21 protein-coding genes, 2 rRNA genes, 1 pseudogene and 1 riboswitch (1 of these 25 running past the window's edge) are annotated in these 26832 nt (G+C 69.8%); of the genes and pseudogenes, 14 read left to right on the top strand and 10 right to left on the bottom strand.

Features of this window, described 5'->3' with window-relative positions:
* The 12 genes and pseudogenes from HB370_RS08135 to HB370_RS08080 form a co-directional block, all read left to right on the top strand.
* Window positions 1–2254 (top strand): 23S ribosomal RNA (locus HB370_RS08135); it begins 869 nt to the left of the window's first position.
* An 84-nt stretch (window positions 2255–2338) separates the two neighbouring features.
* Window positions 2339–2455, top strand: a 5S ribosomal RNA gene (gene rrf, locus HB370_RS08130).
* A 107-nt stretch (window positions 2456–2562) separates the two neighbouring features.
* Window positions 2563–3171, top strand: coding sequence for a CDP-alcohol phosphatidyltransferase family protein (locus tag HB370_RS08125; protein ID WP_030774935.1), 609 nt, complete (start codon window positions 2563–2565; stop codon window positions 3169–3171).
* A gap of 113 nt (window positions 3172–3284) precedes the next feature.
* Entirely contained in the window at window positions 3285–5780 is a 2496-nt protein-coding gene (locus HB370_RS08120) for a mannose-1-phosphate guanyltransferase (RefSeq protein ID WP_030774936.1), read from the top strand.
* Between the two features lie 166 nt (window positions 5781–5946).
* Complete coding sequence (locus HB370_RS08115) at window positions 5947–6864, top strand: DUF881 domain-containing protein (RefSeq protein WP_106980548.1); 918 nt, start codon at window positions 5947–5949, stop codon at window positions 6862–6864.
* On the top strand, window positions 6861–7193 hold the full coding sequence (locus tag HB370_RS08110; RefSeq protein ID WP_003988855.1) for a small basic family protein: 333 nt from the start codon (window positions 6861–6863) through the stop codon (window positions 7191–7193). Before HB370_RS08115 ends, HB370_RS08110 begins: the two co-directional genes overlap by 4 nt.
* Before the next feature lie 5 nt (window positions 7194–7198).
* The gene (locus HB370_RS08105; RefSeq protein ID WP_037700066.1) at window positions 7199–8080 is read left to right on the top strand and encodes a DUF881 domain-containing protein; all 882 of its coding nucleotides are present in this window, start codon (window positions 7199–7201) and stop codon (window positions 8078–8080) included.
* Between the two features lie 190 nt (window positions 8081–8270).
* On the top strand, window positions 8271–9101 hold the full coding sequence (locus HB370_RS08100; RefSeq protein ID WP_189754592.1) for an FHA domain-containing protein: 831 nt from the start codon (window positions 8271–8273) through the stop codon (window positions 9099–9101).
* A gap of 45 nt (window positions 9102–9146) precedes the next feature.
* Window positions 9147–9884, top strand: a complete 738-nt coding sequence (locus HB370_RS08095) for a MerR family transcriptional regulator (RefSeq protein WP_030774943.1) — start codon at window positions 9147–9149, stop codon at window positions 9882–9884.
* A gap of 85 nt (window positions 9885–9969) precedes the next feature.
* A complete protein-coding gene (locus HB370_RS08090; protein ID WP_026253112.1) occupies window positions 9970–10443 on the top strand; it encodes a bifunctional nuclease family protein in 474 nt (157 codons plus the stop codon).
* A gap of 262 nt (window positions 10444–10705) precedes the next feature.
* On the top strand, window positions 10706–11389 hold the full coding sequence (locus HB370_RS08085; RefSeq protein WP_106980549.1) for a MerR family transcriptional regulator: 684 nt from the start codon (window positions 10706–10708) through the stop codon (window positions 11387–11389).
* Between the two features lie 157 nt (window positions 11390–11546).
* Window positions 11547–12875, top strand: a pseudogene (locus HB370_RS08080) (DNA polymerase IV); the annotation flags it as partial.
* A 290-nt stretch (window positions 12876–13165) separates the two neighbouring features.
* Here HB370_RS08080 and HB370_RS08075 read toward each other — a convergent pair.
* Window positions 13166–13537, bottom strand: a complete 372-nt coding sequence (locus HB370_RS08075) for a PRC-barrel domain-containing protein (RefSeq protein WP_030774948.1) — start codon at window positions 13535–13537, stop codon at window positions 13166–13168.
* A 119-nt stretch (window positions 13538–13656) separates the two neighbouring features.
* Window positions 13657–13751, top strand: a riboswitch (glycine riboswitch).
* Between the two features lie 175 nt (window positions 13752–13926).
* Here HB370_RS08075 and gcvP point away from each other — a divergent pair.
* Window positions 13927–16812: an aminomethyl-transferring glycine dehydrogenase gene (gcvP, locus tag HB370_RS08070; RefSeq protein WP_030774956.1), complete on the top strand. Its 2886-nt coding sequence runs from the start codon at window positions 13927–13929 to the stop codon at window positions 16810–16812.
* A gap of 66 nt (window positions 16813–16878) precedes the next feature.
* Here the strand turns inward: gcvP and HB370_RS08065 are convergent, their stop codons facing one another.
* The 5 genes from HB370_RS08065 to HB370_RS08045 all read right to left on the bottom strand — a co-directional run bounded on the left by HB370_RS08065 (window position 16879) and on the right by HB370_RS08045 (window position 20710).
* Complete coding sequence (locus HB370_RS08065; RefSeq protein WP_030774957.1) at window positions 16879–17298, bottom strand: TOBE domain-containing protein; 420 nt, start codon at window positions 17296–17298, stop codon at window positions 16879–16881.
* A 28-nt stretch (window positions 17299–17326) separates the two neighbouring features.
* On the bottom strand, window positions 17327–18415 hold the full coding sequence (locus HB370_RS08060; RefSeq protein ID WP_030774958.1) for an ABC transporter ATP-binding protein: 1089 nt from the start codon (window positions 18413–18415) through the stop codon (window positions 17327–17329).
* Entirely contained in the window at window positions 18412–19272 is an 861-nt protein-coding gene (gene modB, locus HB370_RS08055; protein ID WP_030774959.1) for a molybdate ABC transporter permease subunit, read from the bottom strand. The genes HB370_RS08060 and modB overlap by 4 nt, the downstream gene beginning before the upstream one ends.
* The gene (gene modA / locus HB370_RS08050) at window positions 19269–20090 is read right to left on the bottom strand and encodes a molybdate ABC transporter substrate-binding protein (protein ID WP_030774960.1); all 822 of its coding nucleotides are present in this window, start codon (window positions 20088–20090) and stop codon (window positions 19269–19271) included. Before modA ends, modB begins: the two co-directional genes overlap by 4 nt.
* A 215-nt stretch (window positions 20091–20305) precedes the next feature.
* Window positions 20306–20710, bottom strand: coding sequence for a helix-turn-helix transcriptional regulator (locus HB370_RS08045; RefSeq protein WP_030774962.1), 405 nt, complete (start codon window positions 20708–20710; stop codon window positions 20306–20308).
* Between the two features lie 118 nt (window positions 20711–20828).
* Here HB370_RS08045 and HB370_RS08040 point away from each other — a divergent pair, with 118 nt between their 5' ends.
* Window positions 20829–21449 (top strand): DUF1707 domain-containing protein, encoded by a 621-nt coding sequence (locus tag HB370_RS08040; protein ID WP_244406016.1) that lies wholly within the window; start codon window positions 20829–20831, stop codon window positions 21447–21449.
* Between the two features lie 123 nt (window positions 21450–21572).
* On the opposite strand, the gene HB370_RS08035 is transcribed toward HB370_RS08040, so the two are convergent.
* The 4 genes from HB370_RS08035 to HB370_RS08020 form a co-directional block, all read right to left on the bottom strand.
* Window positions 21573–23525 (bottom strand): APC family permease, encoded by a 1953-nt coding sequence (locus HB370_RS08035; RefSeq protein WP_030774966.1) that lies wholly within the window; start codon window positions 23523–23525, stop codon window positions 21573–21575.
* A gap of 694 nt (window positions 23526–24219) precedes the next feature.
* Complete coding sequence (locus tag HB370_RS08030; RefSeq protein WP_030774968.1) at window positions 24220–24777, bottom strand: hypothetical protein; 558 nt, start codon at window positions 24775–24777, stop codon at window positions 24220–24222.
* Window positions 24778–25198: 421 nt separating this feature from the next.
* Window positions 25199–25405: a DUF5999 family protein gene (locus tag HB370_RS08025; protein WP_030603474.1), complete on the bottom strand. Its 207-nt coding sequence runs from the start codon at window positions 25403–25405 to the stop codon at window positions 25199–25201.
* A 321-nt stretch (window positions 25406–25726) separates the two neighbouring features.
* Complete coding sequence (locus tag HB370_RS08020; protein ID WP_030774970.1) at window positions 25727–26329, bottom strand: hypothetical protein; 603 nt, start codon at window positions 26327–26329, stop codon at window positions 25727–25729.
* Between the last annotated feature and the right edge of the window lie 503 nt (window positions 26330–26832).

Raw genomic sequence — 26832 nt, 5'->3', positions numbered from 1 at the left:
CTGTGGTTAGGGGTGAAAGGCCAATCAAACTCCGTGATAGCTGGTTCTCCCCGAAATGCATTTAGGTGCAGCGTCGTGTGTTTCTTGCCGGAGGTAGAGCACTGGATAGGCGATGGGCCCTACCGGGTTACTGACCTTAGCCAAACTCCGAATGCCGGTAAGTGAGAGCGCGGCAGTGAGACTGTGGGGGATAAGCTCCATGGTCGAGAGGGAAACAGCCCAGAGCATCGACTAAGGCCCCTAAGCGTACGCTAAGTGGGAAAGGATGTGGAGTCGCAGAGACAACCAGGAGGTTGGCTTAGAAGCAGCCACCCTTGAAAGAGTGCGTAATAGCTCACTGGTCTAGTGATTCCGCGCCGACAATGTAGCGGGGCTCAAGCGTACCGCCGAAGTCGTGTCATTGCAGCATGTACTCCCAACGGAGGCTGTGATGGGTAGGGGAGCGTCGTCTGCCGGGTGAAGCGGCACTGGAAGGTAGTCGTGGACGGTTGACGAGTGAGAATGCAGGCATGAGTAGCGATACAAACGTGAGAAACGTTTGCGCCGATTGACTAAGGGTTCCTGGGTCAAGCTGATCTGCCCAGGGTAAGTCGGGACCTAAGGCGAGGCCGACAGGCGTAGTCGATGGATAACCGGTTGATATTCCGGTACCCGCTGTGAAGCGTCAAACATCGAGCATCGTGATGCTAAGGCCGTGAAGCCGTTCCGGACCCTTCGGGGAATGGAAAGTGGTGGAGCCGCCGGACCAAGCGGTTAGTAGGTGAGTGATGGGGTGACGCAGGAAGGTAGTCCATCCCGGGCGGTGGTTGTCCCGGGGTAAGGGTGTAGGACGCAAGGTAGGCAAATCCGCCTTGCACATAGTCTGAGACCTGATGCCGAGCCGATTGTGGTGAAGTGGATGATCCTATGCTGTCGAGAAAAGCCTCTAGCGAGTTTCATGGCGGCCCGTACCCTAAACCGACTCAGGTGGTCAGGTAGAGAATACCGAGGCGTTCGGGTGAACTATGGTTAAGGAACTCGGCAAAATGCCCCCGTAACTTCGGGAGAAGGGGGGCCACACCTGGTGATGAGCTTTACGCTCTGAGCTGGGGGTGGCCGCAGAGACCAGCGAGAAGCGACTGTTTACTAAAAACACAGGTCCGTGCGAAGCCGTAAGGCGATGTATACGGACTGACGCCTGCCCGGTGCTGGAACGTTAAGGGGACCGGTTAGCTCACTTTCGGGTGGGCGAAGCTGAGAACTTAAGCGCCAGTAAACGGCGGTGGTAACTATAACCATCCTAAGGTAGCGAAATTCCTTGTCGGGTAAGTTCCGACCTGCACGAATGGCGTAACGACTTCTCGACTGTCTCAACCATAGGCCCGGTGAAATTGCACTACGAGTAAAGATGCTCGTTTCGCGCAGCAGGACGGAAAGACCCCGGGACCTTTACTACAGTTTGATATTGGTGTTCGGTTCGGCTTGTGTAGGATAGCTGGGAGACTGTGAAGCTCGCACGCCAGTGTGGGTGGAGTCGTCGTTGAAATACCAGTCTGGTCGTGCTGGATGTCTAACCTGGGTCCGTGATCCGGATCAGGGACAGTGTCTGATGGGTAGTTTAACTGGGGCGGTTGCCTCCTAAAGGGTAACGGAGGCGCCCAAAGGTTCCCTCAGCCTGGTTGGCAATCAGGTGTTGAGTGTAAGTGCACAAGGGAGCTTGACTGTGAGACCGACGGGTCGAGCAGGGACGAAAGTCGGGACTAGTGATCCGGCGGTGGCTTGTGGAAGCGCCGTCGCTCAACGGATAAAAGGTACCCCGGGGATAACAGGCTGATCTTCCCCAAGAGTCCATATCGACGGGATGGTTTGGCACCTCGATGTCGGCTCGTCGCATCCTGGGGCTGGAGTCGGTCCCAAGGGTTGGGCTGTTCGCCCATTAAAGCGGTACGCGAGCTGGGTTTAGAACGTCGTGAGACAGTTCGGTCCCTATCCGCTGTGCGCGTAGGAGTCTTGAGAAGGGCTGTCCCTAGTACGAGAGGACCGGGACGGACGAACCTCTGGTGTGCCAGTTGTTCTGCCAAGGGCATGGCTGGTTGGCTACGTTCGGGAGGGATAACCGCTGAAAGCATCTAAGCGGGAAGCCTGCTTCGAGATGAGGACTCCCACCCACTTGATGGGGTAAGGCTCCCAGTAGACGACTGGGTTGATAGGCCGGATCTGGAAGCACGGTAACGTGTGGAGGTGACCGGTACTAATAGGCCGAGGGCTTGTCCTCAGTTGCTCGCGTCCACTGTGTTGGTTCTGAAACCACGAACAGCCCCATGTGTCACACATGGTGCGGCGTTCAGTTTCATAGTGTTTCGGTGGTCATAGCGTGAGGGAAACGCCCGGTTACATTCCGAACCCGGAAGCTAAGCCTCACAGCGCCGATGGTACTGCAGGGGGGACCCTGTGGGAGAGTAGGACGCCGCCGAACTCCTTTTGAAGCTCCGGCTCCTGGGCACTGCCCAGGAGCCGGAGCTTTTTTGCGTTGAGGTAAGGTCAATGAGCATCATTGGCTCGTTTCGCACAGGAGGCCCCCGGGTGGAGGTCCAGGAGACCCGTGTCCAAACGGACCGGGTCCTCACCATCCCCAACATCCTCAGCATGGCACGGCTCGTCGGCGTACCCCTGTTCCTGTGGTTGATCCTCAGGCCGGAGTTCGGCGGCCCCAAGAGTGATGGCTGGGCCCTCCTCGTGCTGGCGTTCAGCGGGGTCAGCGACTATCTCGACGGCAAGCTCGCCCGGCGCTGGAATCAGATCAGCAGCCTCGGCCGGCTCCTCGACCCCGCCGCCGACCGCCTCTACGTGCTTTCCACGCTCCTGGGACTCACCTGGCGGGAGATCCTGCCGATCTGGCTGACCGCGCTCTTGCTCGCCCGTGAACTGGTTCTGCTGGTCATGGTGGGCATCCTTCGCCGGCACGGGTATCCGCCGCCCCAGGTGAACTTCCTCGGGAAGGCCGCCACGTTCAACTTGATGTACGCCTTCCCGCTCCTGCTCCTCAGTGACGGAAGTGGTTGGATCTCGTCACTCGCCGCTATTTTCGGATGGGCGTTCGCCGGATGGGGTACAACCCTGTATTGGTGGGCAGGAGTGCTTTACGTGGTTCAGGTCCGCCGATTGGTTCGGGCGGACACCATGGTCGATTGAGCTCGGCGATTGTCCTGACATAACGCCTCGATGGCCCGCGGTGTAAAAGTGCGGGACAATCTGGACGGGTGAAGTCGGCTAGACCGTCGTCTCTTGAGGAGGACGCTTCCGACATGAAGGCCGTCGTGATGGCCGGGGGCGAAGGCACACGCCTGCGCCCCATGACCTCTAGCATGCCCAAGCCGCTCCTGCCCGTGGCGAATCGCCCGATCATGGAGCATGTGCTACGGCTGCTCAAAAGGCACGGGCTCAACGAGACCGTCGTCACCGTGCAGTTCCTGGCATCGCTCGTGAAGAACTACTTCGGTGACGGCGAAGAGCTCGGGATGGAGCTCACCTATGCCAATGAGGAGAAGCCACTCGGTACCGCCGGAAGCGTCAAGAACGCCGAGGAGGCGTTGAAGGACGATGCCTTCCTCGTCATCTCCGGCGATGCCCTGACCGACTTCGACCTCACCGAGCTGATCAACTTCCACAAGGAGAAGGGCGCACTGGTCACGGTCTGTCTGACCCGCGTGCCCAATCCGCTGGAGTTCGGCATCACCATCGTCGACGAGGAAGGCAAGGTCGAACGCTTCCTGGAGAAGCCGACCTGGGGACAGGTCTTCTCCGACACCGTCAACACGGGCATCTACGTCATGGAGCCCGAGGTCTTCGACTACGTCGAGCCGGACGTGCCCGTCGACTGGTCCGGTGACGTCTTCCCGCAGCTCATGAAGGAAGGCAAGCCGATCTACGGCTATGTCGCCGAGGGCTACTGGGAGGACGTCGGCACGCACGAGAGCTATGTGAAGGCCCAGGCCGACGTCCTCGAGGGCAAGGTCGATGTCGACATCGACGGCTTCGAGATCTCGCCCGGCGTATGGGTGGCGGAGGGGGCCGAAGTGCACCCCGACGCCGTACTGCGCGGACCGCTGTACATCGGCGACTACGCGAAGGTCGAGGCCGGCGCGGAGATCCGCGAGCACACCGTCGTCGGCTCCAACGTCGTCGTCAAGAGCGGGGCCTTCCTGCACAAGGCCGTCGTCCACGACAACGTCTACGTCGGGCAGCACAGCAACCTGCGGGGCTGTGTCGTCGGCAAGAACACCGACATCATGAGAGCCGCCCGGATCGAGGACGGCGCGGTCATCGGCGACGAGTGCCTGATCGGCGAGGAGTCGATCGTCCAGGGCAACGTCCGCGTGTACCCGTTCAAGACCATCGAGGCCGGCGCCTTCGTCAACACCTCGGTGATCTGGGAGTCACGCGGTCAGGCGCATCTGTTCGGCGCCCGCGGTGTCTCCGGCATCCTGAATGTGGAGATCACACCGGAGCTGGCGGTACGGCTCGCCGGCGCCTATGCGACGACCCTGAAGAAGGGCTCGACGGTCACCACGGCCCGCGACCACTCCCGCGGTGCCCGGGCGCTCAAGCGCGCGGTGATCTCCGCGCTCCAGGCCAGTGCCATCGACGTACGCGACCTGGAGAACGTACCGCTGCCCGTGGCCCGGCAGCAGACCGCGCGGGGCAGCGCCGGCGGCATCATGATCCGGACCTCGCCCGGTGTCCCGGACTCCGTGGACATCATGTTCTTCGACGGCCAGGGCGGGGACCTCTCGCAGGGCGGTCAGCGCAAGCTCGACCGGGTGTTCGCGCGCCAGGAGTACCGGCGGGCGTTCCCGGGCGAGATCGGCGACCTGTACTTCCCGGCGAGCGTCTTCGACTCGTACACCGGGTCGCTGCTGCGCAACGTCGACACGACCGGCATAGCCGAGTCGGGGCTCAAGGTCGTCGTGGACGCCTCCAACGGCAGCGCCGGACTGGTGCTGCCCAGCCTGCTCGGCAAGCTCGGAGTGGACTCGCTGACCATCAACCCCGGTCTGGACGAGTCCCGGCCCACGGAGACGGCCGAGATGCGGCGCAAGGGTCTGGTGCGGCTCGGGGAGATAGTGGCGTCCTCGGGTGCCGCGTTCGGCGTGCGGTTCGACCCCGTCGGCGAGCGGCTGTCGCTCGTGGACGAGAAGGGCCGGATCATCGAGGACGACCGGGCGCTGCTGGTGATGCTGGACCTGGTGGCCGCCGAGCGGCGCAGCGGGCGGGTGGCGCTGCCGGTCACCACGACCCGGATCGCCGAGCAGGTGGCCGCCTACCACGGCACCCAGGTCGAGTGGACCACCACGTCGCCGGACGACCTCACGCGCGTCGGGCGCGAGGAGGGCACCATCTTCGGCGGCGACGGCAAGGGCGGGTTCATCGTCCCCGAGTTCAGCGGCGTGTACGACGGCACGGCGGCCTTCGTACGGCTCATCGGGCTCGTGGCGCGCACCCAGCTCACGCTGAGCCAGATCGACGCCCGTATCCCGCGGGCACACGTCCTCAAGCGGGATCTGGCGACGCCGTGGGCCGTCAAGGGCCTGGTGATGCGGCGCGTGGTCGAGGCCGCCGGGGATCGCTTCGTCGACACGACCGACGGTGTGCGCGTGGTGGAGACCGACGGGCGCTGGGTGATGGTGCTGCCCGACCCGGCCGAGGCGGTCACCCATCTGTGGGCGGAGGGCCCCGACGACGCCTCCGCGCAGGCCCTGCTGGACGAGTGGTCGGCGGTCGTGGACAGCGCCGGCCGCTGATCGGGCACAGGCCCGGGGCCGTCGGCACGGCGGCCCCGGGCGATACCGAACGGCTCGGGACGGCGTGGAGCCTCCGCACGCGCGCGTGCCGGACAAGTGTCCCCCAAGGGGGCCTGTCCGGCACGCCGGTGGGGCCGTTCGGAGGTACTGCTCGCGACATGCGACGATGTGCGGCATGCCGCAGCAACCCCCCGTTCGGAGCAGCCCCGCGCGGCCGCAGCGCCCGGACGCCTCCATGTCGTTGATCACCAACGTCATGGACCACAGCCTCGACGACGGATACGCCGAGGCCGCCGCCCGGCGGAAGTCCGCGGGCGAGGGCGGTCTGCCCAAGACCCTGCGGGCCAAGCTGGGCCTGGCCGCGGGGCTGGTCCTCGCGGCACTGGTGGTGACCGTGGGGGCGGCCCAGGCGCGGGTGTCGGCGCCCGTGGTGGCCAAGGAGCGCCAGGAGCTGATCGACCGCGTCGACAGCGAGACCGCGGACGCGGACCGGCTGGAGAGCACCGTCGACAAGCTGCGCGACGACGTCGACGCGCGCCGGCGGGCGGCCCTGAAGTCGAGCGGTGACAGCGCCGAGGCGGATCTGGTGGGCCTGCTGTCGGGTGCCACCGCGGTGCACGGGCCCGGCGTCAGACTCGTCGTGAACGACGCCAAGGAGAACGCCGGCGGCGCGGATGGCTCCAACCCCCGGGACACCTCGGGCTTCTCCGACACCGGCCGGGTCCGGGACCGCGACATGCAGCGCGTCGTCAACGGACTGTGGGCGTCCGGGGCCGAGGCGGTCTCCATCAACGGGCAGCGGCTGACCGCCCTGTCCGCGATCAGGGCCGCGGGGGACGCGATACTGGTCGACAACAGGCCGCTGGTGCCGCCGTACACGGTGCTGGCGGTGGGGGACGGGCAGAGGTTGAGCACCAGGTTCCAGAACAGCGCCGACGGCCTGTATCTGCACGCCCTGGAGGAGAACTACGGCATCCGCGCCACCATTTCGACGGAGGGCGAGGTCCGGTTGCCCGCCGCCCCCAGTGTGATCGTACGTACAGCACAGCCGAAGTTCGGGAAAACCGGGAAGGGCACATCGTGATCGCCGTACTGGGCCTCGTCGTGGGAGTCGTGGCCGGCCTGTTGGTCCGGCCCGAGGTTCCGGCGGTCGTCGAGCCGTATCTGCCGATCGCCGTCGTCGCCGCGCTGGACGCCGTCTTCGGCGGTCTGCGGGCCATGCTGGACGGCATCTTCGACGACAAGGTCTTCGTGGTGTCGTTCCTGTCGAACGTGGTCGTCGCCGCCCTCATCGTGTTCCTGGGCGACAAGTTGGGCGTGGGCGCGCAGCTGTCCACGGGGGTGGTGGTCGTCCTGGGCATCCGGATCTTCTCCAACGCGGCGGCGATCCGACGGCACGTGTTCCGGGCGTGACCTCCATGAGCGACCAGAACGAGCGGAACACCGGGAACGGACAGAACCCCCAGGGCGAGCCGGACGAGCGGCCGGAGAACCGGCTGCGCAGGGAGCTGCCGGCCGAGGTGCCGGTGCCCGCGCCCGGAACCGGTCCGCGGGCCGAGGAGCGGCCCGCGCAGCCGCTGACGGGCCGGCAGCGGCTCGTCAAGGGCCTGTGGCCGCCGCGTTTCACCCGGGCGCAACTCATCGTCGCCGTGCTGCTGTTCGGCCTCGGCTTCGGCCTGGCCGTGCAGGTGGCGTCGAACAGCGACACCGACAGCGCGCTGCGCGGCGCACGTCAAGAAGATCTTGTACGCATCCTCGATGAACTGGATTCGCGTACTCAGCGTCTTGAGGACGAGAAGCAGGGACTCGAAAAGCAGCGTCAGGAACTGCAGAGCAGCTCCGACCAGGCCGCGGAGGCACGCCGGCAGACCGCCGAGAAGGCGAGGCAACTCGGCATCCTGGCGGGCACCGTGGCGGCACAGGGTCCCGGCATCACCATGACGATCGAGGACACGAAGGGGACGGTCAAGGCGGACATGCTGCTCGACGCGATCCAGGAGTTGCGCGCGGCCGGCGCGGAGGCGATCCAGGTCAACGGGGTCCGGGTGGTCGCCGGGACCTACTTCGCCGACTCCGACAGGAGTGTGAGCGTCGACGGGAACAAGATCAACGCGCCGTATCGTTTCAAGGTCATCGGCAAGCCGCAGGACCTGGAGCCGGCGCTGAACATTCCTGGAGGCGTGGTGCAGACTCTGGAGAAAGAGCAGGCCACGGCGACCGTCGAGCGGTCGGACAAGATCGTCGTGGACGCCTTGCGGCGGGCGGAGCGGCCTGACTACGCTCGGTCGTCCTCCCAGTGAACCGGCGGTGCATGGGGCCCGTCGGGCAGGGGCATGAGGTTGCGGGGGGTCGGCGCACCGAAGGGGTGGTGCGTGGTGGAAACTGTCTGGTGGATACGGACGTTGTGAGAATGTCCGGCTCGGCCGGTGTAGGCAATCAGGGTTCGTCCTGCCCCACGGGCGGGTCTGTTTCGGTCAAGGGGAATCGCCCGTGAAGTTGTTTGCGAAGTTGTTCGGCAAGAGCGCGCGAGAGGGCAGCGACAACGCGACCGCTCGCCATCGCGCACAGCCTGACGCGGAGGGCCAGCGCCCGCTGTTCCGGGACCAGGTCGCTGGTCCGGGCGGTGACATTCAGGGAGGTCAGGGCGCGGCGTCAGTTGACCCTGCCCAGTCCGGCGGCATAGGTTTCGGGCAACCGTCAACCTCAGGTACGGGTGGAGGGTTCGCCTCCGGCCCGTACGCGTCCAATGCCCCGGCGGGGCAGCCGCGGCAGGAGGATCCGTCGATGTCGGTCCTGGTGTGTACGAGGTGCGGTAACCGCAATCCGGAGAACGCGCGGTTCTGTTCCCACTGCGGGGCGCCGCTGCGTCCCGGGCTGACGCCGGAGCGGGCCTCCGAGACGACGTCCACGATCTCGATCTCCGGGCTGGAGGCGTACGACTCCGAGGCGACCGGCCAGACGCCGCTGCCGATGCTCTCCCCGGAGGCGCAGGCCGCGGTGGACGCGCTGCCGCCGGGCTCGGCGCTGCTCGTCGTGCGCCGGGGGCCGAACTCGGGCAGCCGCTTCCTGCTGGACAGTGACCTGACGACGGCCGGCCGGCACCCGCAGAGCGACATCTTCCTGGACGACGTGACGGTCTCCCGGCGGCACGTGGAGTTCCGGCGCTCTCCGGACGGCTCCTTCACGGTGGCCGACGTGGGCAGCCTGAACGGCACGTACGTCAACCGCGAGCGCATCGACCAGGTCGCCCTGTCGAACGGTGACGAGGTGCAGATCGGCAAGTACCGGCTGGTGTTCTACGCGAGCCGGCAGGGCTACTGACCCGCCCCCGGACGGTTGTCCGGGGGAACCCCAGAGGGAAGGTCCATGCTTCAAACACCGAGCGGCGGTGCCGGAAGCGGTACCGCCGCCAGGGACAGTGGGCTGATGAGCATCGGCACGGTGCTGAACGTGCTGCGCGACGAGTTCCCCGAAGTCACCATCTCCAAGATCCGCTTCCTGGAGTCGGAGGGGCTCGTCGAGCCGCGGCGGACCCCGTCGGGGTACCGCAAGTTCAGCGCCGGGGACGTCGAGCGCCTCGGCCACATCCTGCGGATGCAGCGGGACCACTATCTGCCGCTCAAGGTGATCCGGGAGCACTTGGACGCCATGGAGCGGGGCGAGGCCGCCCCGCTGCCCCTGGTCGGGCGCCAGCGCACCGCGCAGGACGCCTCCGCGACCGTGGAGGGCCCCACGGTGGCCCGGGTGGGCAGGGCCGAGCTGCTGGCCGCGGCGGACATCGACGAGGCCGAGCTGAAGGAGTGGGAGTCCTACGGGCTCATCGCTCCGCTGGAGGACGGGGCGTACGACGCCGAGGCCGTCACGGTGGCCGCGCTGGTCGCCGAGCTGGGCCGGTTCGGGATCGAGCCGCGCCACCTCAGGGTGATGAAGGCCGCCGCGGACCGTGAGGCGGGCCTGGTCGACCAGATCGTGGCCCCGCTCAAGCGCCACCGCAACCCGCAGACCCGCGCGCACGCCGAGGCCCGTACGAAGGAGCTGGCGGACCTCACGATGAAGCTGCACGCGGCCCTGGTGAAGACCGCTCTCGGGCTTCGGATCCCGTGAAGCGGGGGGTTCTCGGGCGGCCGGATCGGGCACCTGTTCCCGGCCCGACTACCCAAACGTCCCGGGCACGGCCTAGGGTTGCTGTGTGAACGAGCTCGATGTCGTAGGTGTCCGGGTCGAAATGCCCTCCAACCAACCGATCGTGCTCCTGCGCGAAGTGGGGGGCGACCGCTATCTCCCCATCTGGATCGGGCCGGGGGAGGCGACGGCGATCGCCTTCGCCCAGCAGGGCATGGCCCCCGCGCGACCGCTGACCCACGACCTGTTCAAGGACGTGCTGGAGGCCGTCGGCCAGGAGCTGACCGAGGTGCGCATCACCGATCTGCGAGAAGGTGTCTTCTACGCGGAGCTGGTGTTCGCCAGTGGGGTCGAGGTCAGCGCCCGCCCCTCCGATGCCATAGCGCTGGCTCTGCGCACCGGCACGCCGATCTACGGCAGTGACACGGTGCTGGACGACGCGGGCATCGCCATTCCCGACGAGCAGGAGGACGAGGTGGAGAAGTTCCGGGAGTTCCTGGACCAGATCTCCCCCGAGGACTTCGGCACCAGCAGCCAGTGAGCGGCCCGGCCGGCCCGTCGGAACAGGGGTTCTGCCCGACGAGGCCGGTGGCTTCGGCACGGCCGGCGTCCTGGCACATGCCTGCGGCAGTGTGAGCGTCCTACGGCCCGCCGCGAGCGCATTCGGCTAGCCTTTCCCCGCGGTGGGACACGGGAAACCACTCCTAGGGTGATTATCACTCGGCGTGCCGAGTGTGGCGATCGTTGACGCACCCCTGGTGACTGCCTACCGTCGAGAAGGCAGGTCAAGGACGGAGGTCGGCGTGAGAACCAGCGGCGACGGTACGGTCGGGGGTGCCCCGGGACGCGGTTTCGGGGAGAGCGGTCCGTACCCGCCCCCGAGTTCGCGGCTGCGCTCAGGCGGGGGACATGCCCATCCCGGCGGCGCGGTGGAGCACGCTCCGCAGCTGCCGACGGCGGTGCCGAACGGCGGAGGGGTGGCGTCCATGACGTCCGAGCAGATCGGCTACCGCGGGCCCACGGCCTGCGCTGCCGCCGGCATCACGTACCGACAGCTGGACTACTGGGCCCGCACCGGTCTGGTCGAGCCCAGCGTGCGGCCCGCCTACGGGTCGGGCACCCAGCGGCTGTACAGCTTCCGGGACGTCGTCGTCCTGAAGATCGTGAAGCGCTTTCTGGACACGGGTGTGTCCCTGCAGAACATCCGCACGGCCGTGCAGCACCTGCGGGAACGCGGTTTCCGTGACCTGGAGCGGATGACCCTGATGAGCGACGGCGCCACCGTGTACGAGTGCTCCTCGCCGGACGAGGTCCACGCCCTGCTCCAGGGCGGTCAGGGCGTCTTCGGGATCGCCGTCGGCGTGGTGTGGCGGGATGTGGAAAGCGCCCTCTCCCAGCTGCACGGCGAGCGCATCGACACCGGTGAGACCCTGGTCGGGCACAACCCCGCGGACGAGCTGGCGCGGCGCCGCAACCGGGCGGTCTGACGCGCCGGCGTCCGGGCGTCCGACACGAGTACGTCCCGGTGGGTGACGCGGTGGGTGACGTGTCACGCTCAGGCGTCCGGCGTCGTGACCGGCCGGTTTCGCCGAGGGGCGCCCCGGTGCCACCGCGTTGTCAGTGCCGTGGTGCAGCATCGGAGATGTGAGAAACGCGCCCACGATCCTGCATCTCGACATGGATGCCTTCTTCGCCGCGGTGGAGCAGGCGTCCAAGCCGAGCCTGCGCGGGAAGGCGGTCGTCGTGGGCGGGCTCGGACCGCGCGGTGTGGTGGCCACCGCGTCGTACGAGGCACGGGTGTTCGGGGTCCACTCGGCGATGCCCATGGCGCAGGCGCGCCGGCTGGCACCCAACGCCGCGTATCTGGTGCCGCGCTTCACCCTGTACCGGGCGATCAGCGAGCAGGTGATGGCGCTGCTGCGGGAGCTGTCGCCGCTGGTGGAGCCGCTCAGCCTGGACGAGGCGTTCGTGGACCTGGAGGCCGGGGGAACGGCCTGGGACGAGGAGTCGGCGCGCCGGGCCGGGGAGAAGCTGCGGGCGGACATCCGCGCGGTCACCGGGCTCACCGGTTCGGTGGGGCTCGCCGCCTCCAAGATGCTCGCGAAGATCGCCTCCGAGCAGGCCAAACCGGACGGACTGGTGCTGATCGAGCCGGGTACCGAGCGGGACATGCTGGCGCCCATGCCGGTGCGTACGCTCCCGGGGGTCGGGCCGGCCACCGGGGACCATCTGCGCAGAGCCGGGATCACCACGGTGCGGGAGCTGGCGGAGGCGGGCGAGGACGAACTGGTCCGGCTGCTCGGCAAGGCACACGGGCAGGCGCTGTACGCGATGGCCCACGCCCGGGACGAGCGGCCGGTGGTGGCCGAGCGGGAGGCCAAGTCGGTGTCGGTGGAGGACACCTACGACGTGGACATCCACGACCGGCTGCGGGTCGGCCTGGAGGTGCAGCGGCTGGCCGACCGGTGCGTGCGGCGGCTGCGCGGGGCCGGGCTGTCCGGGCGGACCATCGTGCTCAAGGTACGGCGGTACGACTTCTCGACCCTGACCCGTTCCGAGACGCTCAGAGGGCCCACGGACGATCCCGCCGTCATCCGCGAGGCGGCGGCGCGGCTGCTGGACTCCGTGGACACCACCGGTGGGGTACGGCTGCTCGGGGTCGGGGTGTCCGGGCTCGCCGACTACACCCAGGAGGACCTGTTCGCGCAGGCCATGCCGGTGCGGGTGGTGGAGGAGCCGGAGGAGGCCGCCGTCGAGGCCGAGGCGGAGCAGCCGGAGGCCGCGGAGCGGCAGTGGCGGGCCGGGCAGGATGTGCGGCATGCCGAGTACGGGCCCGGCTGGGTGCAGGGGAGCGGGCTGGGGAGGGTGACGGTGCGGTTCGAGACGCCTCAGTCGGAGCCGGGGCGTGTGCGGACGTTCTTTGTCGACGATCCCGCCCTGTCGTCTGCGGAGCCGTTGCCGTTGGTCGCGGATCCTTCCCACCCGCCCACCTGTCCCGGTCCGCCGAACAGCGCCCGCCGCGGGGTTCCGCCCCGGACCCCGGAGGAGCGCCGCGACCGGGAAGAGCCGCGCGGGCGGGCGGAGTCGCGTGGCGGGCCGGATGAGGTCCGTGGCTCTGGAGGTGTTCGGGTGACCGAAGAGGTCTGTGCCACGGAAGAAGCCGGCGATGGTGGAAGGGCCTCCGTGCCGGGAGAGGTCCGGGCTCGGGGGGACACCCGGATATGGGAGCGGGAGGAGGGGCCTGGGCGGGAGGAGTCGCGTGGTCAGGTTTCCTCCGAGCCCGCCAGTCTGCCGAAGTCGTGGTCGGGGAGCGGGGGAGAGGAGGCCGTGTCGAGGCCGTAGTGGTGGTAGAGCTGGAGTTCCTGCTCGGGGGAGAGGTGGCGGCCCACGCCGAAGCCGGGGGCGTTCTTGATCAGGGCGCGGTCGAAGGGGACGCGCAGGGCGCCGTCGACGAGTTCGCTGGGTTCCAGGGGCACGAAGGCGTCCCGGGAGAACAGGCCGGTGCGTATGGCCGCCCATTCGGGCACGCCGGTCGCGTCGTCCAGGTACACCTCATCGATGGTGCCGATCTTGGTGCCGTCGCGGTCGAACGCCTTGCGGCCGATCAGGCTGCGCGGATCGATGTCGGTCTGCACGGTCCCTCTCCCTCCACGTGGTCGCAACTCATCCGTAAGCACTACGAAAGAGCACATTGGAGGAGGCGGCCACTCGAAGGCTGCCCCATTGACCTCGCTGGTAGGCTGACAGCGGCTGCTGACCCCGCGCGGGAGAGTCCTCCGACCACCTCGGAGGCGCCGAAGGAGCAACTCCTCCCCGGAATCTCTCAGGCTCACGTACCGCGCGGACGAGGTCACTCTGGAAAGCAGGGCGGGCGTCGACGGCTCCCGCCCTCGCCGACGGTGAAAGCCGGAGCCCGCGGGGTATCCGGTGAAGCTCTCAGGTGCAGATGACAGAGGGGGAGGCCGTCGGGGTACCCGCGCCGGGGTGCCCCTCGCAGGTCGCGTCAGACCAGGAGGCCTCCGCAATGACCGCCCATCGCATTCCGCTCTCCGAACTCGAAGCGGGCATCCCGTTCGAGCAGCGCCACATCGGGCCCGACCAGGAGGCGCGGGCCAAGATGCTCGCGCAGGTCGGATACGGCTCGCTGGACGAGCTGACCGCGGCCGCGGTCCCGGATGTGATCAAGAACGCCGACTCCCTGGACCTGCCGGGTGCCCGCACCGAGGCCGAGGTGCTCGCCGAACTGCGTTCGCTCGCCGACCGCAACCAGGTCCTGCGCTCCATGATCGGCCTGGGCTACTACGGCACCTTCACCCCGCCCGTCATCCTGCGCAACGTCATGGAGAACCCCGCCTGGTACACGGCCTACACGCCGTACCAGCCGGAGATCTCCCAGGGCCGTCTGGAGGCCCTGCTGAACTTCCAGACGATGGTCGCCGAGCTGACCGGGCTGCCCACCTCCGGCGCCTCCCTGCTGGACGAGGGCACGGCCGCCGCCGAGGCGATGGCCCTGTCCCGGCGGATGGGCAAGAACAAGAAGGGCCTGTTCCTGGTCGACGCGGACGCGCTGCCGCAGACCATCGCCGTGATCGAGACCCGTGCCGAGCCGACCGGCGTGGAGGTCGTCGTCGCCGACCTGTCCGCCGGCATCCCTGCGGAGATCGCCGAGCGTGAGATCAACGGCGTGCTGCTCCAGTACCCGGGTGCCTCCGGTGCCGTACGGGACCTCAAGCCCGTCATCGACCAGGCGCACGAGCTGGGCGCCCTGGTGACCGTGGCCGCCGACCTGCTCGCCCTGACGCTGCTGACCTCGCCGGGTGAGCTGGGCGCGGACATCGCCGTGGGCACCACCCAGCGCTTCGGCGTGCCGATGGGCTTCGGCGGTCCGCACGCCGGCTACATGGCCGTACACGAGAAGTTCGCGCGCAGCCTGCCCGGCCGTCTGGTCGGCGTCTCCGTCGACGCCGACGGCCACAGGGCCTACCGGCTCGCGCTGCAGACCCGTGAGCAGCACATCCGCCGTGAGAAGGCCACCAGCAACATCTGTACCGCGCAGGTGCTGCTCGCCGTGATGGCCGGCATGTACGCCGTCTACCACGGGCCCGAGGGCCTGAGGACCATCGCGCGGCGCACGCACCGCTACGCCACCCTCCTCGCCGAGGGCCTGAAGGCAGCCGGTGTCGAGATCGTCCACGGCGCTTTCTTCGACACGGTCACCGCGCGCGTGCCCGGCAAGGCCGCCGGGATCGTCGCCGCCGCCCGGGACAAGGGCGTCAACCTGCGGCTGGTCGACGCCGACCACGTCTCCGTGGCCTGTGACGAGACCACCGACCGGGCCGGGCTGGACGCCGTCTGGTCCGCCTTCGGTGTCGAGGCCGACATCGAGGCGCTGGACGCGACCGCCGAGGACACCCTGCCCGAGGCGCTGCTGCGCACCGACGACTACCTCACCCACCCGGTCTTCCACCAGCACCGCTCCGAGACCGCCATGCTGCGCTACCTGCGCAGGCTGGCCGACCGCGACTACGCGCTCGACCGCGGCATGATCCCGCTGGGCTCCTGCACCATGAAGCTCAACGCGACCACGGAGATGGAGCCGGTCACCTGGCCCGAGTTCGGGCAGCTGCACCCCTTCGCGCCCGCCGAGCAGGCCGAGGGCTACCTCACCCTCATCCGCGAGCTGGAGGACCGTCTCGCCGAGGTCACCGGCTACGACAAGGTCTCCCTCCAGCCGAACGCCGGCTCGCAGGGCGAGCTGGCCGGTCTGCTCGCCGTACGCGGCTACCACCGCGCCAACGGCGACGACCAGCGCACCGTCTGCCTGATTCCGTCCTCCGCGCACGGCACCAACGCCGCCAGCGCCGTGATGGCCGGCATGAAGGTCGTCGTCGTCAAGACCGCAGAGGACGGCGAGATCGACGTCGAGGACCTGCGCGCCAAGATCGAGCAGCACCGCGACGAGCTGGCGGTGCTGATGATCACCTACCCGTCCACGCACGGTGTGTTCGAGGAGCACGTCGCCGACATCTGCGCCCGGGTCCACGAGGCCGGCGGCCAGGTGTACGTCGACGGCGCCAACCTCAACGCGCTCGTCGGCCTCGCCAAGCCGGGCCACTTCGGCGGCGACGTCTCCCACCTGAACCTGCACAAGACCTTCTGCATCCCGCACGGCGGCGGCGGTCCGGGCGTCGGTCCGGTCGCGGTCCGGTCGCACCTCGCGCCGTACCTGCCGAACCACCCGCTCCAGCCGGAGGCCGGCCCGGAGACGGGTGTGGGCCCGGTCTCGGCGGCCCCCTGGGGCAGCGCGGGCATCCTGCCCATCTCCTGGGCGTACGTCCGGCTGATGGGCGGCGAGGGCCTGAAGCGGGCCACCCAGGTGGCCGTGCTGTCGGCGAACTACATCGCCAAGCGCCTGGAGCCGCACTACCCGGTGCTCTACACCGGCCCCGGCGGCCTGGTCGCGCACGAGTGCATCATCGACCTGCGCGCGATCACCAAGGCGACCGGCGTGAGCGTGGACGACGTCGCCAAGCGCCTGATCGACTACGGCTTCCACGCGCCGACCATGTCCTTCCCGGTGGCAGGCACGCTGATGATCGAGCCGACCGAGTCGGAGGACCTCACCGAGCTGGACCGTTTCTGCGACGCGATGATCGCCATCCGCGCGGAGATCGAGAAGGTCGGCTCGGGCGAGTGGCCCGCGGAGGACAACCCGCTGCGGAACGCCCCGCACACCGCGGCCGCGCTGAGCGGCGAGTGGGCGCACGCCTACAGCCGTGAGCAGGCCGTCTTCCCGGCCGGTGGCTCGGCCGCCGACAAGTACTGGCCGCCGGTGCGCCGCATCGACCAGGCCTTCGGCGACCGCAACCTGGTGTGCTCCTGCCCGCCGCTGGACGCCTACGAGGACTGAGCGAACCGCGCTGTTCGAAAGGCCCCGCCCGGAACGTCAGGTTCTGCCGGGCGGGGCCTTCCGCTGCTACGGGGACGCCAGTGAGACCTCGGTCGCCTTGATCAGGGCGATGACCTCCGAGCCCACGAAGAGGCCGAGGTCGGCGACCGCGTCCCGGGTGATGACGGCGGTGAGTTCGCCGGCGGCCGTGGCGATCTTCACGGAGGCCATGACCTCGCCCGGGCGGACCTCGGTGATGGTGCCGGGGAACCGGTTGCGGATGGACAGCCCCTCGGCCTGGCGGGCGGCGAGGGCGACCTCGGTGGACTTCACCAGTGCGTGCACCGGCCGGCCGGGTGCGAGGGAGAGCTGCTCGGCGGCCTCCAGGGTGATGGCGGCCAGCAGGTGCGGGCCGCCGTCCAGCCGGACCGTGACGGTGGCCATGACCTGGCCTGCGTGGACCTCGGTGACGGTGCCGGGCAGCTGGTTGCGGATGCTCAGGGTCATGGGCACCCACCGTAGGGCGCGGGTCCGGTCAGGCCGGGTATGCGTGGGTCTGGGTCGCCTTCACCGTCGCCCAGACCGGTGTACCGGGGCGCAGGCCCAGCTCGGCGGCGGCCACCGTCGTCAGATCCGCGGCGAGCGGGAGCTCGCCGGTGAGGTCGGCGCGGATCCGGTCGCCGTGCGTCTCCAGGCCGGTGACCTCGCAGCGCCACAGGTTGCGGGCGCTCACACCGGAGGGCCGGTCCCGGAACAGGGTCACGGCGGACGGCGGGAACGCCACGAAGGCCGGTCCGGACAGCTCCTCCGTCGTCGTGACCGAGGGCCCGGCGTCGAGCCGTACGGTGTGCCCCGCGGCCTGTCCCCGGTAGAGGTTGAGGCCGACGAGCCGGGCGATGTAGTCCGTGCGCGGGTGCCGGGCGATGTCGGCGGGGGCGCCCTGCTGTACGACTTGGCCGTGCTCCACGACCACCAGGCGGTCCGCGAGCACCATGGCGTCCAGCGGGTCGTGCGTGACCAGGACCGAGACCGCCTCGAACTCGGCCAGATGGCGGCGGAGCCCGGCGCGGACCTCCAGGCGGGTACGGGCGTCCAGCGCCGCCAGCGGCTCGTCCAGGAGCAGCAGGCGGGGGCGGGTGGCGAGGGCGCGGGCGAGGGCCACGCGCTGGGCCTGGCCGCCGGACAGACGGCGTGGCTTGGTGGCCGCGTGGCCGGCGAGACCCATGCGGTCCAGCCAGGCCGCCGCCTGGGCGCGGGCCTCGGCCTTGCCCACGCCCTGGCAGCGGGGGCCGAAGGCGACGTTGTCCAGGGCGGACAGATGGGGGAAGAGCAGGTAGTCCTGGAAGACGACACCGACCGGACGGGACTCGGGGGGCGTGTGCTCCAGAGGGGTGCCGTCCAGGTGCAGGTGGCCGTCCGTGAGGGGGGTGAGTCCGGCGAGGGCGCGCAGGGCGGTGGTCTTGCCGGCGCCGTTGGGTCCGAGGAGCGCCACGACTTCGCCGGGGGCGGCCGTCAGGGTCACGTCCAGGCGGAATGCGGGGCGGTCGACCACGAGGCGGGCGTTCAGGCCGGTGGTGGTGCTGTTGGCGAGGTGTTCGTCGGGGTGGGGGGTGGTGTGGGTCATGGGGTTGTCATCCAGCGGTCCCTGAGGGCTGCCAGGACCGCGATCGATACGGTGAGCAGCACGAGGCTGAGGGCGATGGCGGCCTCCGGGTCGTTCTGGAGGGCGAGGTAGACCGAGAGGGGCATGGTCTGGGTGCGCCCGGGGAAGTTGCCCGCGAACGTGATCGTCGCGCCGAACTCGCCGAGCGCCCGCGCCCAGGCCAGCACCGCGCCGGCCGCGATACCGGGAGCGATCAGCGGCAGCGTGACCCGGCGGAACGCGGTGAAGCGGGACGCGCCGAGCGTGGTGGCGGCCTCTTCGTAGCGCGGGTCGGCGGCGCGCAGGGTGCCCTCGACGCTGATCACCAGGAACGGCATCGCCACGAACGCCTCGGCGATCACGACCCCGGTGGTGGTGAACGGCAGCGTGATCCCGAACCACGCGTCCAGCCACCGTCCGACGACCCCGTTGCGGCCCAGGGCCAGCAGCAGCGCCACACCGCCGACGACCGGCGGCAGCACCAGCGGCAGGGTGACCAGGGCCCGTACCAGGCCACGGCCGGGGAAGTCCGTACGCGCCAGCAGCCAGGCCAGCGGCACGCCGAGGACGAGGCTCACGGCGGTCGCCGCGGTGGCGCTGATCAGTGACAGCTGGAGCGCCTGCCACACCTCCGTACTGCCCAGCTGCTCCGGCAAGGAGCGCCAGGGCGCGCGGACGAGCAGCGCGAGCAGCGGCAGCAGCAGGAACGCCAGCGCCAGCAGGCCCGGCAGCAGCAGCGGCAACGGCACCCCGCGCCGGCCCCCCGCGCCGGCGCGGCGGCGTCGCGGCCGGCCCGTGCGGAGGCCGGGCGCGGCGCCGGGCTTGTCGAGCGAGGTCACGGCTTGAGGAACCCGGCCTCGCCCAGCACCTTCTGGCCGTCGGCGGACCGCACGAGGGCGATGAACGCCTGGGCCGCCTCGGCGTTCCGCCCGTTCTTCAGCGCGGTGATCGGGTAGTCGTTGACGGCACCGGCGGACTCGGGGAACTCCACGCCCTGCACCGTGCCCTTCGCGGCCTTCACATCGGTCTTGTAGACGACCGCGGCGTCCGCCTCGTCCAGTCGCACCTTGTTCAGGGCGCTCTTGACGTCCTGTTCGTAGGAGACCGGGGTGAGCTCGATCCCGGCGGCGTCCAGGGCCTTTCGCGCGGCGGCGCCGCAGGGCACGGTCTTGTCGCACAGGACGACCTTCAGCCCGGACTTGGTGAGGTCCTTCAGGGAGGACACCTTCGCGGGGTTGCCCGGCCGGGTGGCGATCTCCAGCTGGTTGCGCACGAAGGTGACCGGGGCGCCGGACGCCGCTCCCGCGTCCGTCACGGTCTTCATCGTCCTGGGGCTGGCGGCGGCGAAGACGTCGGCGGGGGCGCCGCCGGTGATGCTCGCGGCGAGGGTGTCGCTGCCGCTGAAGCTGAAGCTGACCTTGGTCCCGGGGTGCCGGTGCTCGAATTCCTTGCCCAGGCTGGTGAAGCTCTCCTTCAGGGAGGCGGCGGCGAACACGGTGACCGTGCCGGACAGTTTCGGGGAAGCCGGCGCGTTCGAGGAGCCGGACTGGCCGCTCGTGTCCGACGAGGAGGAGCAGGCGCTCAAGGCCAGTGCGGCGGCGGCTCCGGCACCGGCCAGTCGCAGCGTCCGCCGGGTCCGGCGCACGGAACGGGTCATCACGGATCGACTCCTCGGTTCTTGGACAACGGTCGCGCCCTGGCACGCCCGTTGATCGGCCGTGCGGCGATGATACTGCCGCATCCGCGAGGCAGAAGTCTCCTGTCGCATCGCATGAGCCGGGAGTAAGAGTCTTGCGGCTTGCATGTGCGTTCGTACGGCGTGGCGTCGGGGGAGCGGCCGTGATGGCGACGGGGGCGTCGACGGCGTGCGGGTCAGACGCGGTCGATGTGCACGTTCGTCGACTTCACGCGCGCGGTGGCCTCCACGCCGACCTCCAGGCCCAGTTCCTCCACGGCCTCACGGGTCAGCAGCGAGACGAGCCGGTGCGGGCCCGCCTGGATCTCCACCTGGGCGGCGACGTCGCCGAGCTTGATCGCGGTGACGATGCCGGGGAAGGCGTTGCGGGCGGAGGTGTACGGGGTTTCCTCCTCGCCGCTGTCGCCCTTGGCGAGTTCGACGGAGAACGCGGCGAGGTCCCTGCCGTCGATGAGCCGGCGCCCGGACTCGTCGCGGTGGGTGGCCACCCGGCCGGCGTCGGCCCAGCGGCGGGCGGTGTCGGGGCTGACGCCGAGCAGCCGCGCGGCCTGGCCGATGGTGTAGGACTGCATGCCGGTCACGATAGAGGCAAGTGCCGAAAACCATGTGTGTGGGGCCGACCGCGTGGGGTATAACGCGATATAGCGTGTACTTCTCGGGTCGAGGCTTCTCCGGAAGTGGTGGAAATCGGGGGTGGGCATGATGAGGGCCGAACCGGCGCGGACGGGCGAGCCGCCCGGCCTGCGTGCCTCGGACACGGATCGGGACCGGGTGGTGGAGGTGCTGACGATCGCCGCGGGAGACGGCCGGCTCACGCCCGCGGAGCTGGACGAACGCGTGGAGGCGGCGCTGACCGCGCGCACGCTCGGGGAACTGGCGGTGCTGACGGCGGATCTGCCGGAGGAAGCCGGCCCGGCACCGGCCAAGGAGATCGTCCGCATCGAGCAGCGCGGTGCCGCGGCCACCCGGAGCGGTGCCTGGACCGTGCCACGCCGGATGGAGATCGAGTCGTCCTGGGGAGACGTGACGCTGGACTTCAGTGACGCGGTGATCCCGTACGGCACCCTCCGCATCGACGTGGACATGCGGGCCGGCACGCTCCGGCTGATCACCCGGCCCGGCGTGGTCGTGGACGCCGACTCCTTGGTGATCGACTACGGCCAGACCAGGGTGCGGCCGGACCGCGGCTCGGCGGCACCGGCCGTGCTGAGGGTGGAGATACACGGCCGGCTCGGCTTCGGGCGGCTGGAGGTGCGGCCCCGGAAACGGTGGCTCGGCAGAAGGGTGACGGGAGCGGGCCCGCGCGGCGGCGGTGGGTGACGCGTCGTCGCGCCGGGGCGCCGGACGCGGGCGGCGCCCAGCCGAGGTGGACCGGACGCGCGCGGTGGCCATGCCGGGGGCCGACGAGGGTGGTGGCCACGCCAGGTGGGCCGGATGGGCGGCTCAGCCGGTGTGTACCCGTGGCCGGCGGTCCCGGTCCGGTTCCGCCTCGCGCAGTACCTCGCGGGTGACCGGGGCGACCTCGCCCTGGCCGAAGAGGAAGAAACGGAGGAAGTTGGCGAACGGATTGCCCTCGGTCCACTCGAAGTAGATGTGCGGGGTGCAGCCCGTGGCGTCCCGGACGTGCAGCAGCAGCGCGGCGAGGGCGTTCGGGATGGAGGCGGACTCCAGCGTCAGCACCCGGTAGCGGTCGTGCAGCACCTCTCCGCGCACGGTCAGCCCCGCCTCGAACTCGGACGGGTCGGTGACCGTGACCTCGACGAAGACGAAGTCCTCCTGCTCCGGCATGTCGTTGTCGGCCCTGATCTGCTCGGCCTTGTCCCGGTACTCGGCCTGGTCCCGCCGCCCCGGCTCGTTGGCGATGAAACGGATGCGCCGATGGGCCATGTCCCGGACGAACCGCTCCGCCATCGGGTCGAGCGTCACGTGGGTCACGCGCAGCTCGAAGGCGCGGGCGAGCCGGGACAGCAGCGATATCAGCATGATCCCGACGATGAAGCAGGCGCCGATCTTCACACCGTCCGGACGCTCGATGACGTTCACCACGGTCGTGTAGAGGAACACCGCCGAGATCGACCCGAACGCCAGGGTCCAGCCGCGCTGGCCCGCCTTGCGCGCGGCGATGGTCACCGCGATCGCGGCCGAGCTGATCAGCACCAGCACACCGGTGGCGTAGGCGCCGCCCTGCTTGTCGACGTCGGCGTCGAAGATCCATGTCACCAGGAAGGCGACCAGGGTGAAGACGATGACCATCGGGCGTACCGCGCGGGCCCAGTGCGGGGCCATGCCGTAGCGGGGCAGATAGCGCGGCATCAGGTTGAGCAGTCCGGCCATGGCGGAGGCGCCCGCGAACCACAGGATGGCGATCGTCGAGACGTCGTACACCGTGCCGAAGGCGTTGCCGAGATACTCGTGCGCGAGGTAGGCGAGCGCGCGGCCGTTGGCGTCGCCGCCCGGCTTGAACTCCCGCTCCGGGATGAGCAGCGTCGTGATGAAGCTGGTGGTGATCAGGAAGCAGCTCATCACCAGCGCGGCGGTGGTCAGCAGCTTCTTGGTGTCCCGGATCCGGCCGGCGGGCCGCTCGTCGGTGTCACCAGGGTCGCCCTGGACGTGCGGCATGACGGCGACGCCGGTCTCGAAGCCGGACAGGCCGAGGGCGAGCTTCGGGAAGACGATCAGCGCCACGCCGATCATCACGAAGACGTTGCCGTGCTCCGCGGTCAGGGCACCGCTCCAGTCGGTGATCACATGCCCGGCGGTGATGACGTGCCACAGGCCGGTGATCACGACGACGAGGTTGAGCAGGAGATAGACGCCGACCAGGGCGACCGCGACGCCGATGGCCTCCAGGAAGCCCTTGAGGAACACCGCGCCGAGCAGTGCCACCAGGCACAGGGTGATCAGCATCTGCTTGCCCTGCAGGGCTTCCGTCAGATGCGGGTTCTCCACCAGATGGGTGGAGGCGTCGGCGGCCGAGAGCGTGATGGTGATCAGGAAGTCGGTCGCCGCGAAGCCCAGCAGGGTGAGGACGAACAGCTTGCCCTTCCAGAAGGAGAGCAGCCGCTCCAGCATCGCGATGGACCCCTCGCCGCGCGGGCTCTCCTCGGCCACGCGCCGGTAGACCGGCAGGGCGCCGGCCAGCGTGACGACGACCAGCACGATGGTCGCCACCGGTGACAGCAGGCCGGCCGCCAGGGCCGCGATGCCTGGCTGGTAACCGAGGGTGGAGAAGTAGTCGACACCGGTCAGACACATCACCCGCCACCAGCGCTGGCCCTTGTGGGCGGGCTCCGGTTCGGCGTGCGGACCCGGGTGCTGCTTGGCCAGGTCGGACAGCCCCTCCAGCATCCAGGCGCGCAGGCGGCCGGTACTGGGAGGGCGTTCGGTCGTGGCCATCGATGTGCTCCTGACGTGCGGCGGCTCTTTCCGGCCATCACCCGGACGGCGGCACCAGCGTAAGCAGAGAGTGACGCTCGGGCCTGCGGATCGGCGCGCCGATGGCGTCAAGCTTGCGTTAAGAATGGCCCGGGAACGCAGGGAGCGCACGAAGAAGGGGAGGCCGGGACCGGTGCGCCGAGCCGGCGCCGAGCGGGTGACCGGGTGGCGGGGCTGCCGGGGACGGCTGGGCGACGGCCACCGAGTGTCATGGCGTACGAGGCTTGGCTGCTCGCCGCCTGGGGGGAGGACTGCCGCGGGTCATGGTCTGGGGCGCGCGGGCGCGCGTCGGCTGGGGGTGAGGTCACCGGGTGTCATGGCGTACGAGGGCTGGCGCGCGCCGGGTGGGCGTGGCTGCCCGGTGCCATGCGGCACGGGGTACGGCACCCGGACGGTCGCTGGCTGGAGCGGGCCGCGGCGTCTACGGCATCCGGACATTGCCGGAGTCGGCCGTGGGTCTACGGCATCCGGACATGTCCATCGTCGGAGCGGGTGGGCGGGCCGGCAGCGTCGGGACAACGTCGGAGGGGGAGGCCGGCCGGGCCTACGGGACACGCACCGTCGCCGGAGCGCGGGCCTCGAGACCGTGGGTGTGTGAGGCCGATGACCACCGGGCCTTCGGCGTCCCAGCCGCCGCTGTTCTGATCGGGAGCCGCTACTCCATGTCCGACGCGCGGAACACGCCCAGCGCGGTCTCGCGGTCCACCCGGCGGGCGAGGGAGTGCAGGGCGGTCGTACCGGTCAGCAGGATGCCGGCGGACTCGGCGCGCCGGGCACCCTCGTCGAGCCGGTACCACAGGTCCGGGTTGCGGACCAGCACCTCGGGGTCGATCTCGACCCGGTGGCCCAGGGCGTCGCGCAGCACCAGCCGCCGGCTGACACCGTCCAGCGGGCGTACCGCGATCAGCAGATCGGTACGGACCCGGCGGGTGCGCCCCAGGCGGCGGGAGGCCAGCCAGCCCTGGCCGGCCGACACGCGCGCCGGGTACAGGACGAGGAGCAGCAGCAGGGCCGTGACCAGCCACAGGACACCGCGCCACCAGGTCAGCGAGCCGGCCGCCCCGTCCAGGCACAGCAGCAGCCCGAGCAGCGCGGTGGCGTAGCGGACCGCGCCGCGCACCTCCCCGGCCCAGTCGCGGTCGTAGGCCACGGCCGCGGTGCCGGACGGGTGCCGGCCGGTCGCCAGGGGGCGGGTGTCGTCGCGGTGCTCCATGGGGAAAACGGTAGACCCGCGGGCGGCCCGAGCGCCCCCCGTTGACGGCGCCCTGACGGCCGGGCGGCCGTTCTTGACGGGACCGTATCGCCGGGGCCGGCGACCGTATCGCCGGGGCGGGCCACAGCCCGATGCCCGGCCGGTGGGCCACCGCAGGCCGTGACGCTGCTCAAGGTGCCGCTGGCCCCGGCCACCACCCGGGCCACTGCCGAGGCGTTCCGCACGGGCACCGGCATCACGGGTACGGGCATGAGCTGGGTGCCCCTCTGTCGAGGCCCCTTGTCTCCATCCGCCCCCCGGGATCAGGCATCCGACCAGCCGGACGGCGTCGGCGGCGGGGCGCCCGCGGGGAGCGTCCCGGCATGCGTCGGGGCCGGTGCGCACGGGTGTGTGCGGCCGGCCCCTGGATTGTTGTGCCTGCTCAGGCGGCGGTCATCACCTGCTCCGCACCGAGCGGGCGGTGCGGGGCGATGATGCGGCCGTCGGGCAGCAGCTCACCGGTGTCCTCGAAGAGCAGGACGCCGTTGCACAGCAGGCTCCAGCCCTGTTCCGGGTGGTGCGCCACAAGGCGGGCGGACTCCCGGTCGGCGGATTCGGCTGGCGGGCACGGCGGCTGGTGCTGGCACATGGGCGGGATCTTTCGCTCTGTCGTGATCATGTCCGTCCCCCGTGATGAAAGAGTCGGTCTGTGTCCAGTGTTCTCTCCTGCGTGTCATTCCGCAGGGTTTTCCCACCACCGCTTCTCACAGGTTCATGACGCGTCACCCGCGCGGGCGGTTCAGCCCAACCCCCCGGTCACTTCGGGTGGTTCGCCCTGGCCGGAAGGGACTAGTCCGGCCGGCCGGGGCCCCGGAGCGGCCCTACCCGGGCCCTGCCGCGGCGGTGCCCGGGCCCCGGAAACGGCCGTACCCCGCTTCCCGGGCGGGAAGCGGGGTAGGCGGGGTGTCGGTCAGGCGGCGGGTGAGCCGAGCGCGGTCGGGCCGAGCAGCGGGAGAGGAGTCACCCGCTGGGTCAGCACCGGAAGCAACTCGGCGACACGGAAGGGACGGTGGGCCGGAATGCCAGGCGGGGCCGGGGCCAGCGGGACGAGCAGATCGGTGGCGGCCGGATGGCCTTCGGTGCCGTCGCCGGAGTGGTCGCCGTGCAGCCACAGGGTGAGCATGTACAGCCCCGGTACCGACAACAGCCTTGGCTGGTACGGGAGTTGCAGCGCATCGGCCTGCTTCAGGGCGCGTTCGGTGGAGGCGATGTACGGGCCTTCGAAGAAGTGCGAGAAGGCCCAGCCATCGGGGGTGAGCATGGTGTCGGCCGCGGCCACCGCCCGGTCGCCGCACCGGATCAGGAAGCGCCAGCCGGCCAGCCGGGTCGCGGACAGGCCTTGTTCGGAGATGCGGTCCCACACATGGACCGGCAGTGGGAGTTCGGGTGTCGCGGGCCCCTGCGCGGCGCGCAGGGAAGGGGTACGCGCCTCACGGACCGCGGTGGGAGAACCGAGGGCGGTGAGGACGGAGCGCAGGGCGGGCGCGGGGGCAGGGGGCACGTGCAGCGGCATGTGGGTCGCCTCTCATTCGACAGGCGCGGCGGCGCGAGGAGGGGGTGGGGCGGACGGCGCTGTCTGCTCACGGAAGGCCGGAGAGGTGGGGGCCCGGGTCGGGTGTGAACGAGGGTGCGGCTCGGTCCGCCCCCCGTCAACCGGGATGGCGGTAACGCCTCGGCAACCAGGACCGAGGGTGCCACCTCTGCCGTGCGCACGAAGTTTATACGACGTTTGTTCGGCCGATGTTTCGGCTATCCGATTCCGGTTCCGGGAACAAGGATGAATTAGGCCGTCGATTTGCCGAACTCATCCCGATTTCCGGTCCGGCCGGTCGCCGCTGACCTCGCATTACGCGCCGGTAGTGGTCGGCCGGATGTCATCGGCGTTTTTCACGACGCGTTCGGGGCACCCGAGGGTGCACCCTGCGGCATGCCTCGTGAATGTGCCGCCGGGAACATTCCGACAGAGTAACGGGCGGCGGGCCGGCAGGGCACGTTATCGATCGCTTCGGCTGGGCA

The organism is Streptomyces sp. DSM 40868, assembly GCF_011820545.1.
GTDB lineage: Bacteria > Actinomycetota > Actinomycetes > Streptomycetales > Streptomycetaceae > Streptomyces > Streptomyces eurythermus.
This window is presented reverse-complemented; position numbering and strand designations above follow the sequence as displayed.